This window comes from Enterococcus sp. DIV1758 (genome assembly GCF_051711985.1).
GTDB lineage: Bacteria > Bacillota > Bacilli > Lactobacillales > Enterococcaceae > Enterococcus > Enterococcus faecalis.
On sequence record NZ_JBIOOA010000001.1, the window covers coordinates 2,475,476 to 2,487,866 of the forward strand.

At 38.4% G+C, this 12,391-nt stretch carries 11 protein-coding genes; 1 reads left to right on the plus strand and 10 read right to left on the minus strand.

Features of this window, described 5'->3' with window-relative positions; genetic code table 11:
* The first annotated feature begins 4 nt into the window (after positions 1 to 4).
* A complete protein-coding gene (locus IGJ52_RS12050) occupies positions 5 to 1,444 on the plus strand; it encodes a helix-turn-helix domain-containing protein (RefSeq protein WP_002396642.1) in 1,440 nt (479 codons plus the stop codon).
* Positions 1,445 to 1,449: 5 nt separating this feature from the next.
* On the opposite strand, the gene IGJ52_RS12055 is transcribed toward IGJ52_RS12050, so the two are convergent.
* The 10 genes from IGJ52_RS12055 to IGJ52_RS12100 form a co-directional block, all read right to left on the minus strand.
* Positions 1,450 to 4,002 (minus strand): cation-transporting P-type ATPase, encoded by a 2,553-nt coding sequence (locus IGJ52_RS12055; RefSeq protein ID WP_010816807.1) that lies wholly within the window; start codon positions 4,000 to 4,002, stop codon positions 1,450 to 1,452.
* Positions 4,003 to 4,151: 149 nt separating this feature from the next.
* Positions 4,152 to 5,414: a serine/threonine transporter SstT gene (gene sstT / locus IGJ52_RS12060; RefSeq protein WP_002383297.1), complete on the minus strand. Its 1,263-nt coding sequence runs from the start codon at positions 5,412 to 5,414 to the stop codon at positions 4,152 to 4,154.
* A gap of 128 nt (positions 5,415 to 5,542) precedes the next feature.
* Positions 5,543 to 5,926 carry a potassium channel family protein gene (locus IGJ52_RS12065; protein WP_002355036.1) on the minus strand — a complete coding sequence of 128 codons (384 nt, stop codon included), beginning with the start codon at positions 5,924 to 5,926 and terminating at the stop codon, positions 5,543 to 5,545.
* A gap of 102 nt (positions 5,927 to 6,028) precedes the next feature.
* On the minus strand, positions 6,029 to 6,769 hold the full coding sequence (gene truA, locus IGJ52_RS12070) for a tRNA pseudouridine(38-40) synthase TruA (protein ID WP_002355033.1): 741 nt from the start codon (positions 6,767 to 6,769) through the stop codon (positions 6,029 to 6,031).
* Positions 6,770 to 6,880: 111 nt separating this feature from the next.
* Positions 6,881 to 8,662 (minus strand): DNA-binding protein, encoded by a 1,782-nt coding sequence (locus IGJ52_RS12075; protein WP_438792135.1) that lies wholly within the window; start codon positions 8,660 to 8,662, stop codon positions 6,881 to 6,883.
* A gap of 151 nt (positions 8,663 to 8,813) precedes the next feature.
* On the minus strand, positions 8,814 to 9,740 hold the full coding sequence (locus IGJ52_RS12080; protein WP_033600620.1) for an anti-sigma factor: 927 nt from the start codon (positions 9,738 to 9,740) through the stop codon (positions 8,814 to 8,816).
* A 2-nt stretch (positions 9,741 to 9,742) separates the two neighbouring features.
* Positions 9,743 to 10,207: an RNA polymerase sigma factor gene (locus tag IGJ52_RS12085; RefSeq protein WP_002383292.1), complete on the minus strand. Its 465-nt coding sequence runs from the start codon at positions 10,205 to 10,207 to the stop codon at positions 9,743 to 9,745.
* Positions 10,208 to 10,345: 138 nt separating this feature from the next.
* Positions 10,346 to 10,855, minus strand: a complete 510-nt coding sequence (gene gst / locus IGJ52_RS12090) for a DinB family glutathione transferase (protein ID WP_002361063.1) — start codon at positions 10,853 to 10,855, stop codon at positions 10,346 to 10,348.
* A gap of 39 nt (positions 10,856 to 10,894) precedes the next feature.
* Positions 10,895 to 11,656 (minus strand): hypothetical protein, encoded by a 762-nt coding sequence (locus IGJ52_RS12095; RefSeq protein ID WP_438792136.1) that lies wholly within the window; start codon positions 11,654 to 11,656, stop codon positions 10,895 to 10,897.
* Between the two features lie 33 nt (positions 11,657 to 11,689).
* Positions 11,690 to 12,391, minus strand: coding sequence for a hypothetical protein (locus IGJ52_RS12100; RefSeq protein ID WP_438792137.1), 702 nt, complete (start codon positions 12,389 to 12,391; stop codon positions 11,690 to 11,692).

A 12,391-nucleotide genomic window follows, 5' to 3' on the forward strand; every position in this document is an offset into this window, starting at 1 on the left:
CTCCATGTTAAAACGTGTGATAACGGAAAAAGATTTGCTTCGGCAAATTCGTTTGTTGGAACAGTTATTAAATGTTCCTCAGCTGACAGCCAAGCGTTTAGCCACGCAAATCCAGACGACAGAGCGAACCGTTTTTTCGGATTTACAATATATTCGCAGTCAATTACCAGCCGACTGGTCCATTGAAACCGATAGCAGTGGTATTCGGTTACGCAATCAGGGGAATGCGCAAACCAATGAGCTTTGGTCATTATTTTTACCTCAATCCATTAGTATTCAGCTATTAAAAGAACTACTATTTACGAAAGAGTTAGTGACAACTTCTTTTTTGAGCACTAGTGGTGTTTCTTATGAAACTTTGAAGCGACATATCAAAAAAATGAATCAGGCCTTACGTGATTTTCATTTAACGATTCAACTAACCACGACGACCATTCAGCTAATCGGGGCAGAAAGCAATATTCGGATTTTTTATCATCGTTTGTTGGTGCCTTTTACTCATAATAATTATTTTTTTGACGATTATTCGATTCATGAGGAGCATTATTTTCAATTTTTGAAACAAGTTTACAGTAGTGAGTTGACGGTGGAAACGGAAGAAATTTTTGGTGCTTGTTGGTTTTTCATTAACACGATTCGCAACAAAGCCAATTGCCGAGTGAGTCAATTTTCTTTTGACTCAAAAGATGTCTTGTTTCAACTTTATCAACCGTCCTTAGCAAAACTTTATGCTTCTGAAGGCATCTATTTGCAAGGAGAAGAAAGTTTTTTTGCCTTCTTTTGTTTCTTAGAAAGCTGGAATTACGATAATGTCTATGGCGAAACGTTGGCTTCTGCGCTCCACACTCATTACAGTCAGCTGCGAAAGTCGTTACAGCAGTTTGTCACTAATTTGTCCACTGAAGAAGCCCGGCCTGATTTAATCCAAACAAATTTATTGGATAATCTGTTATTGTTATTCATTAAATATACCGAGTCCCCAACACTTTCTGAGCAATTTCAATTGGAATATCAAGAATTAATGACCGAACAAGCCGCAGAGGACCTTGCGTTATCAAAGAGCAACCAAGAACTTTTGGAGATTTTATCTCGCTACACCACGATTGAAGAACCAACTTATTTTCTTAGTTTGGCTTCTTTGTTAGAAAAACAAGCCAGTTATTCCATTCAGGCGCAAACGATGACTGCCTATTTCCTCTTTCAAGGGGAACCTGCTTGGAAAGCTTTTTTACAACAAGAATTAGCTGCTTATTTAGGTACTCGTGTGAAATTACAAGCTATTGAATATGTGGAACTAAGCCAGTTGACGTTAAATGAAGCCGACATAATTATTTCCAATTTCCCCTTGGATCATCTTGATCTTCCTGTCTTTTATCTCTCTTTAATTCCAACAAAAAATGAACTCCGCCGACTAGCAGAGCTCACTCTTCATTCTTATTTTTAAAGGAACTAGCGAGGACATTCGCTAGTTTTTTGGCTTTCTTTCGTCATGAATCGTTTGGTTATATATTTTTCCCCTTCAACAAGGAAAAACAGACTCACAACATGGACGAAAATCATTGCTAATTGAAGGCCATTTAAAGAAGTTGTGCCAATTAATTGCTGCGCTACTGGCCAGTAAACTACTAGCGCTTGTAGTAAAAAGAGGATTCCTAATGAAGCAAACAACACTTTATTTTGGAAAAATCCTGTGCTTAACGACGGATCAACCAACTTACGACAGTTGATCATATACGCTGCTTGCGCTAAGACGATACTTTGTAAGAGGAACGTTTGCTGTAAGGCTTGGCCCTCAAATTGTAACGCCATGAGGTAACCTGGTACCATAATGAGTACCGACACATAGATGATTCTAAAAATACTGTACTTTGTTAAAATGCCTTCGTTGACATCTCTTGGTGGTCGTTTCATAGTATCAGCACTCGCTTTTTCAAAACCTAATGCATAAGACAAAGTAATCGTAGTTACCATGTTTACCCATAATATCTGGACAGGTGTCAACGGTAGAGGATGATTCATTAAAAGCGCCCAGACAACAATTAAACCTTGTGCTAAAGAGGTTGGCAAGAAGAAGGTAATCGTCTTTTTCAAGTTATCAAAAATGCGGCGTCCTTCTTTCACGGCTTTAGCAATCGTATGGAAATTATCATCTGCCAAAACCATATCTGCGGCTTGTTTGGTTACTTCACTTCCTTTAATTCCCATGGCAATTCCGACATCGGCTTTCTTTAGTGCTGGCGCATCGTTCACGCCATCGCCGGTCATCCCGACAATTTCACTATTGTTTTGTAACGCCGTGACAATTCGTAATTTATGTTCTGGCGTCGTTCGTGCAAATACATCGACTTTTTGAACGTGCTGGGCTAATTCTTCATCTGACATAGCATCAATTTCTAATCCTTCAAGGACTTTTTTCGTATGCTTTAAACCAACTTGCTCGCCAATGGCTTGCGCTGTATCTTTATGGTCTCCGGTAATCATTTTGACGGAAATACCTGCTTCTTGAGATTCTTTGACGGCTTGAATGGCACTTTCTTTTGGCGGATCGATGATGCCTGCCAGTCCAGCAAACGTCAATCCTGACAATGTTTCATGTGTCAGTTCCTGTTGTGACGTAACTGTCTTATAAGCGAAACCTAATACCCGTTGTCCTTTTTGCGCTAATTGCGCAGCTTGTGCTTGCCAAGCACCTTTTTGATTATCAGATAACGTAGAAAGTTGTAACAATACTTCTGGCGCACCTTTGACATAAATAATTGAACCTTCTGCTTGCGGATGGCGAGTGGCCATGTATTTATAACTTGAACTAAACGGAATTTTCTTTTCTACAGGGCGTAAAGACAGTTGATCCTGATCAACATATTGTAGTAAAGCTAACTCGGTAGGATTCCCTTGCAAGTCGGCGATTTTTTGTTGGTCTTGTAATTTCAATTCTTGGCAGTTGGCCATAATCTCTTTGACAATGGCCATTTCTTCAGTCACTACATCCATTACCGTCATTTCATTTTTAGTTAGCGTTCCTGTTTTGTCTGAACAGATAACTGTCATTGAACCTAATGTTTCAACGGAAGGCATGCCTTTAATAATCGCATTTTCTCTAGCCATCTCATGAACACCCATCGATAAAATCATCGTTAACACAGCAGGTAAGCCTTCTGGAATCATTGCTACAATTAATGCAATCATCGCAGAAAATAAGAGGCTCCATTCCATGCCATGACGAAAAGTGGTAAAGAAAATCAGAAACAAGATCAAGACCATAATCCCTTGGAAAATTTGCTTGTTTAATTGGTGCATTTTCCGTACGAGCGGCGTTGTTTTTTGATCTACTGACTGCAACGCGTGATTAATTTTTCCAACTTCAGTGGAATCTCCTGTTTCTACTACAACGCCTAAGGCTGAGCCCGCTTGGACAAGTGTTCCTGAAAAAGCCAAATTCTTTTGATCGCCTGTTGGCAATTCTTCATTCAAGGAACCGGTAATTTTCTCCACGGCTTCTGATTCGCCTGTCAAAATTGATTCTTCAATCATCAGATTATGAACATCAAATAAGCGCAAATCTGCTGGGACTACATCGCCAGCTTGTAACGTGACTACATCTCCCAGAACCAATGTTTCAGAAGAAACGGTTGTTTTTTGTCCATCAATTAGAACGACTGCCTCTTGGCCCATCATCTGTTTCAGGCCGTCTAATGATTCTTCTGCTTTACGCTCTTGCCAATAACCGACAAAGCCATTGACAAGTACCACTAGAAAAATGATACTTCCTTCGACCACTTCGCCTGTGGCAAATTTTAGAATTGCGGCAGCGAGTAAGACCACCATTAGTAAATCTGTAAAATGTTTGGCTAGCTTTTGCCACGTTTTCAGTTGTTGTTTTTCTTCAATTTTATTTGGACCATTCGTTTGTAAACGTTGCTGACGTTCTTCGCTAGAAAGACCCGTTTGCTTCGTCTTAGTCTGCTCGATTACTTTTGTTGAGGAAAGTTGATACCATTTCATTTCGTGTACCTCCTATTTACTTGATACCTTTATTATAGAGAGGATTTTCTTCACAAAATGGTCGATAATTTCAGTGGCCCCTGAAAAAAATGGGGCCGAGATTATTAAAGAAAAGAACAACCCACATTTTAGCGGGTTGTTCCTTTCTTTTAAATATTTTCTTGTTCGACCACCAATTGACTTTTGCCAATTAACGCTTTAACATCAATGATTTCACCATTTTTACGTCGGTCTGCTAACTCAACTGAGGTGGTAAACAACAAGTCACTAGAAGAGTTCAACGCTGTTTCAATGGAATCTTGGACTACGCCGACGATAAAGCCAACGCCGACGACTTGCATGGCAATGTCATTGGAAATGCCAAACAAACTACATGCAAGCGGAATTAACAACAAGGAGCCACCAGCAATTCCTGAAGCCCCACAAGCAGAAACAGCGGCGATGATGCTCAACAATAAGGCTAAATAGATTGGTACGGACATGCCTAATGTGTGGACTGCCGCCAATGTCATAATAGTAATCGTAATGGCTGCGCCACCCATATTAATCGTTGCGCCTAGCGGAATAGAGACCGCATAAGATTCTTCATTTAAATCCATTGCTTTCGCCAATTCCATATTAATGGGAATATTGGCCGCAGAACTGCGTGTAAAGAATGCGGGAATCGCACTTTCCTTTAATACAAAAAAGACTAACGGATACGGATTTTGCCGAATATTCCAAAAAACAATCGCTGGATAAACGACTAAAGCAACCACGGCCATCGTACCAATTAACAATAATAATAACTGGCCATACTTGGCTAACCCTGCAATGCCTGTGGTTGCCACCGAATGAAACACCAATCCCAGAATCCCAATTGGCGCAATGCCGATAATCATTTGAACGACCGTGGTAATCCCTGTTGAAAGATTGGCAATCACATCCTTGGTAGCGACCGAACTTTGACGTAACCCAATGCCGATTAATGAGGACCAAAATAAAACAGATAAATAATTGCCTTCAATCATCGCTTGAATCGGATTTTGAACAACGCTTGTTAACACATTACTTAAAACATCACTAAGTTGCGTTGGGGCTGCTTGCGATTCCTGCGCCGCCTCCAAGACAATCTTAACGGGAAACAGATAGCTTGCTGTCACGGCAACAACAGCTGCCAAAAATGTCGCTAACAGATACACAACTAAAATTGATCCAACATATGTTTTCGCCCCAGCCTTTTGTTGGGCTAGCGACGCAATAATTAAGACAAAAACTAAAATCGGCGCAATTGCTTTTAAGGCGCCCACAAACAATTCACCAAGAACGCTGATGAAGGTCCATTCCGGCACCAAGAAACCCAAGGTGGTTCCAATCACAATCCCTATCATGATTTTTTGAATTAACGATAATTTCCGAATCGCTTTGACCATTCACTTCACGCTCCTTTAAAATAAAATACAGTTTGGGACATACTACCATAATTATTAAGATAAAAAAAGAGTGTTTCTCAAAAAACTTTCATTTTTCGAGAAACACTTGGTCAACTCCTCAATTTCGTCTATTTTTCTGAAGACTTTTCCGCTGAATGTTCTTTGTTTTTATGGTGATGGTGGTGATGACTTTGTTTAGAATACAGGTAGGATTTTGCTACGACCGAAATAAACATAGCCATAATCCCCAAGCCTACTGTAGCATAAACCATGGTGAAAATTTTTCCCAAGTCAGTAACTGGATGCACATCTCCATAACCAATCGTGGTTAACGTCATGAAACTTAAATATAACGAATCTAATGGCGACAATTTTTCCACTGTTGAATAAAAAATAGTCCCACTCAACAACGTGGTTGCCAGTAAAAAGAACAAGGCACGAGTGTCTTCTTTTTTTAAGATACCTAAAAAAGATGAAAATAATTTTTTGACAGAAATAAGTAAAGATAGCAACAAAATGACCTCTTTCTATTGTTAATCTCTTCTTAACGTTAGCACTTTTCAAAAAAAGTTCAACTTTTTAATTGGTGTGGTTAAAGAAAATTTATTTTTTTGTTATTTATAATACACTTCATCTAAAAACAACCCTTGTGCCGGAGCCGTTTCACCTGCGCCTTCTCGGACTTTTGTTGCAAATAATTCGTCAATTATCGCTAATTCTTTGGTGCCTGCACCAATTTCTAAAAGTGTCCCAACGAGGATGCGGACCATTTTATGCAAGAAACCATTGCCCACAAAAGTGAACTGTAACATTTCGCCGTTTCTTTCAATCGTAATCTTTTCAATCGTTCGAGTAGTCGATTTTTTGGTTTTTTTCAATGCTGAAAAACCAATAAAATCATGGGTCCCTATTAATTTTTGGCAAGCTTGTTCCATTTTTTCTTGATCCAACGCTTTGGGAAAGTGAAAACTATGATACCGTTCAAAGGCATTAGGAATTGGGCTATTCCAAACATAGTAGCTGTATTGTTTACCTGTGGCGTTATACCGTGCATGAAAACGTTCAGGCATTTCTGTAACTTCTTTAACAACAATATCGCCAGGTAAATATCGATTTAAAAAGGATAACATTTCGGTTGTTGTTAGTGAACTAGTCGTTTTAAAATTCGCTACTTGACCACGTGCATGTGTGCCGGCATCTGTTCTGCCTGAGCCAATAATTTCAATCGGTTCACCTGTCATTTGTGTTAAAATACTTTCAATTTTCCCTTGAATCGTTTTCTCTGAATTGCCTAGTCGTTGCCAACCTGAGTATCTTTTACCATCATATTCAATGGTTAATTTTATGTTGCGCATGGGCGAAGCTCCTTCGTATTCTTTTTCTCTCTTATCATAGCAGAAATAGGTGGATTTTTCTTCTTTTCCAAGAATAAAACACCTCTTTTCCATAGAAAAGAGGTGTTTTATTTAGTTTAATCCTTCAATTTTCAATTCTTCAACATTCGCTGCTTTAGCATTTTCAGTCACTACGGCTTTAAATGTCACTTGGTCGCCCTCTTTTAAGAATAGCGCCAGCGGACTGTTATTAGTCGTTACGCTAAAAATGGTTTTTTCATCTTCTAGTAAAAATGAAACTACCGTTTGCGCTTCCCCAGCTACTACTGAGACACGAGCTACTTTACCTTGCATCGTTTTCAAGTTGGCTTTGTCTGTATTTTCATTGTTACTTCCTTTGGTTACTAACTCAATTCGATAAGCGTCTAATGCGCCTTGTGCCGTGTCTGCATCAATCACAATATCATTATCTACGGCGTTTATATAGACATATTTTTTGAAAATCCCTTTACTGTCCATTAACGAAACAATCCACGTTGGCACGCCATCAATGTTATAAAGGACTGGCATACTAGCTTTCCATTTCTTTTCTGGATAAATTTTTGAGGCGATAGAAATGGCGCCATCACTATCCATAATGCCGACTTTAGTATCACGATAATACGTAACTTGACCTGTTCGGGCATTGATTAAGGAGTAACCTAAAGCGGAATCTTGGTCTTTTTCACTACTTGTAAAGTCCGTAAAATAAAGCAACTGGTTCCCTTCCTTGTTCATCATCGGCGTAATTTGTCCTGATGCATAAATACCATTTTCAGTTGGAATTTTAACATCTTTTTTGGCACCAAACATTGTCTGGTTCCACCAGCCTTGACTGTAACGACCAAAGAATTCATTTAAGCTATTCGCCGCTGAGCTAGTAATCGGCGCATCAACGAAACTTGGGGCTTTTTGACTGTCATAAACGTTAACTTCTCCTGTTGTAGCATTCAATACTGCCGTTTTAAATTCATTATAGTGCATGCGACCAGAAACCCCATACTCTTTGTAAAGCGTTTGAATATAGTAAGGATTCCCTTGGTCATCCAGCTCTAAATTGATTGTGCCAGTTGCTGCATAACCTGGATAAGCGGAATAAATTTTTCGTGCGGCATCTTTGCCAAAGTAAGCTGAAGGAGTATAAACAATTGGTTTTTCTACAAATTCTGGCTGTGCGTTGATATCTGTCGCACTAATGATGAAATAGCCAGGTACTTCCCCCAGTTTTAGCCATTTAAAGAAGCCATTAAATTCGACTGTTGCTACATAAACATACTCGCCATTGACAACTTGTGCCGTTATACCATCCAAAGTAAACATATTGGAATTGGGAATGACAGAAAATTTCTGTAACATTTTTCGTTTCGCCGTTTGTGGTGCAATCGCAATGGGTGTTTCTTTCGCCGAAGTTAAAACTTCAGCTTTTTCTTCCGTTTTTAAAGGAATCGTTTGATAAATTTCATCAATAGAAGAGATTCTGGTAATACTACTGACAATGGTCAACAAAATCATTGCCAAAACGGCAACACCCAAAATTTTGCCAGACCAGTCTTTGTTAGCCGTTTTGTTGGTATTCTTGCCTACTTCTTTGCGGCCCTTTTGGATACCAGGAACTTCGACTTTACTAGCTAAGCGTGTACTTAATAACACCCCACTAGCAATCACTGCGCCAATCAAATTAATCCACAACACGGTTGAAAGATTTTTACTTGGCAAAGTCACAAATAAAAAGATACCTAACAAGAGCAGTTCCATCACCATTAATAGAATAGTCCCTTTACTCTTTTTCCCTTTATTCGCTACAATGTTGGCGCCATTCGCAACTAAGATCCCGATACCAAAAAATAACGTTAACCCAATAAAATTAAAAAACATTCACTTGCCCTCCTCATAGATAAGTAAAAAAAGTGCTCCCACGCATTGTAGAAGCACTTCCTGTGATCCATTCTATTATAACGTTTTCTATTTTTACTGACAATATCGTTGAAGCAAAATCAGTCGGAAGGCTTAGAGTTCTGAAGAACGTTTATTTCTCTGGCTGAATATAAGGAACGATAGGTACGGTCACGCCAATTGAAGCACCACGAACAAAAGGTTCATTTTGTAAGGCTTTGAAATTTTTGGTTTGTCCGGTGAGCATGACTCCCCAAATAGGTAATTTTTCGACTTTTTTATTTTTATTTTGTTGGATAAACTTTTGGCCTTCTTGGTTGTCAGCAAACAACGGGGATTTTTCTAAGGTTTCAAAAAAGTGTTGCTTGTCGTTTTCAGGATCAAATATTTCGTTGTGATCGTCCATGCTTAATTGAAAACCATAAGGCAGCGTACCAGAAGGACCTTCTTTTTCATTAACCGTTTCGGAGTATACATAGAGCCAAACTAAGTTGACATTGCTCGGTAACATTTTGCGGACTTCTTCATATGGATAAGGTTTATCAAAAGAAATCGCCACTTCCGCTACTTGGTTTTCCATTTTATCTAATTCACTTAATTCGTTTTTGATACCACCATAGTAATTGGTAATCGCTGGGTTATAAAAAGATGCTACTTTCTGCTTGGTTTGTCGGTTGTATTCATAAAAATTCTTAGAAGAATAATAGCTACCAGGATAGACTTCATTCCAGTCAATCGAATTTCTGAAAAAGCTATATCTGCTACGTAAATTACTCCACTCCACCGTGTAACCATCAATATTTTTTGAACGATTGGTCACAACTTCGCCCCCAAAAGGCGAACTATTAGCAATTACTTGGGAATCTAATTGAGTGTTTGGTGAAGCAATCATTTCTTGATCATTAATTACTTCTAGTAGGGTATGATAGTTTTTCGTCGAAAGTTTATCCATTCCCACAAAAAAACCGACAAACAATACAGCAAAACTAACAACGGTTATGGCACCAATCACGATAAATTGTTTTCTTTTCGCTTTACGAATACTTTTTTTTAAATCCACTTCTATTCCTCCAGTTCTTTTTTTAATTTTTGACGTGTGCGATACAATTTTTTGCGAACATTTTCAACAGATAATTCTAAAATCAACGCAATCTCGGCATACGATAATTGATAATAATATTTCAAAAGTAATAGTTCTTGTTCCTCATCTTTTAAGGAATCGATCAATAATAATAACTCTTGCCCTTCCATTTTTTCTATTGATTGTACAGGATGGCTGTTTGCCACAAAAGTGCGTTCTCGTTTCTTTTTTCGATACATCGTAATGTAGTAATTAAATGTTACTCGGAAAAACCACGGGCGTAGATTTTCTGATGTAATTTCAGGTAATATTGAAAAAATCGTTGTATATGTTTGCGACACTGCATCTTGTGCATCTTCAAGACTTGCTCCTCGGCGAATCAAGACTTGGATGACTTCTTGCCCCAAAGAAAATAGTACTTCGTCAAAATTTGCCTCCTTTTTCATCTGATTTCTCCTTTCACTTATACAACGTTTCAACTAGGGAAAAAGTGGACAGTCCTTCGTTCATTATTTTTATGTATTTTTTCTTTCAATAAAAAATGCTCCTGCTTAAGCAGAAGCATTTTTGTTTTTGCTTATTTATCATTTTCCAATGACTAATCTTCGTGTATAAACGGCTTGCCCAGAATGCATCACTGCATCATCAATCGCTGAAACTAAACGCACTTGTCTAGTCACCGGCGGGGTCCAATTTTTATCAATCACGTCTGACAATTGTTCTTCTTTGATTTGGTCTAAATAGCTTTTGGTAAGTGCCACACTGGCAGCCAAATAGTCACTAAGCAATTGCTTTTCTGCCACCACGACTTTCGCCGCTTCCTCTGGTGTGTGATGCCAGTCTTCTGTTTCATCTGGCAAATCCAAGGCAAATTTTTCTGTCCAGTGTTGGCTAAGCCATAACGGTTCACTATGATTAAGTGCGGAAATTTGTAGGTCTAATTCTCTGGCTGTGTGCCACATCAGCCAAGTAACAGACTTGATTAATGGTGCGGGCATCGTGTTTGCTTCGGCAACGGTCATTTGCGCAAGTGTTTCTTCAAAACGTTCATGCGCTCGGTCAAGGGTTTCACTAGAAAGTTGAGTGACTTTCATAAAAATACCTCCTTTGTGTTGGTGCCTGTTCTTTCGTTTCTATTTTCTATTATACTGCAAAAGAATCCGTTGTAGTTCTTTTTTGGCTGCGGTATCTGCGGAAAGGGTAAATGTTTGAATAGGCCTTCCATTTTCTTGCCGATTGCCTTTATCATCCATCTCATAAAAACCATCTGTAAAAGAACCACTACTGTGATATTCATAAATTTCACCATCATCACCAAGTAAATATTTTATAATTGGTTTTCCTAAATCAGCAACTTCATTATAGCCTGCTGCTAAAGCCGAAGTCATTACTTTATCAGACTGGCCCAAGGTGCCATCTTTCGAAGTATAAAATGTTACCCCACCCAAGGCTTGAATAGAGTAGCTATTTTGTCTAGATGAATCTTGCCGCTGAACTAAAATAGCTTGCCGATCTGGTGTTAATGCATACCAATCACCTTTACCACTAGCTCCATGATCAAAAAATCTAGTGGTAACAGCCATTCCACCAATTTCTGCTCGTTTACTAGCCCAGAGCAGAAATTCATTAGTTATTGCTCGCTTCTCTGACTCCGTATAATTCATTTCGTTTAATCTTGTTGAACTATTTTGCTGTGAACTCATTGTTTGAGGTATGGTTTTCAAACTCTCTTTACTAATTTTTGTTGTTTGGGTTGTTTTGCTGGAACTTTTTGTTTGTTTTTCAGAATTTTTCCCACCAGTAACAATAAGAAAAATAAGTAAGCCAATAATGACTAGTAGCAGTATAATCACAACAAAGAAGTATTTATTTTTTTGGTGATGATGATTAAACATACGCTTTAACTCCTTTTCTAAATCAGCGCCCTATTACTTTATGACAATCTGATCCGCCACTCGATTCATACTACTTAAATCACCCACATCAAAAAAATTTTTCCAAATTTTATTCATATTAGCTTGTCCCAAGTTTATCGCTGTTGGTTGAGCGGATGGATTATCCAGGTTCATTTTAACAACATAATAGTAAATCATTTCCCCATCACGTCCGAACGCATAGATTTGCGAAGGAACACCGCCAACACCTTGTATATTTTTTCCAGTTGCAAAAAACATTTGATCATTTTCACTAGTGTTATCACTTAACTTACTACTTACTTTGGTTAACGTTATGGTATTCATATTGGACAAAGCAATCTCTTGAACTGATTGATTCGAATTTTCTTGAGCTGGATAGCCATTAAACCGCCATCCTGAAGGCGCACCCAAAATAACTAGCGCCGCACGTTGGCTAGTGGAGAGTTTTTTTACTGCTTCTGCAGCCACATTTTCTTCATCTGAAATAGTAGTAACTTCTGAACTACTTTCACTTTCTTGCACCACTGAGGTACTTGAATAACTGCTAACGGTCTTTGTAGAGGAAGATGGTGTTGCATCTACTTCTTCTACCGTCTTTCTTTTTAAATTTGTTTGCCCATTCACTAAGATGAATACTAATAATCCAATAATAACAATTAATAATCCAATCACTATTCCTAAATACTTGTTATTATGATGTCGATCACTTCTCAT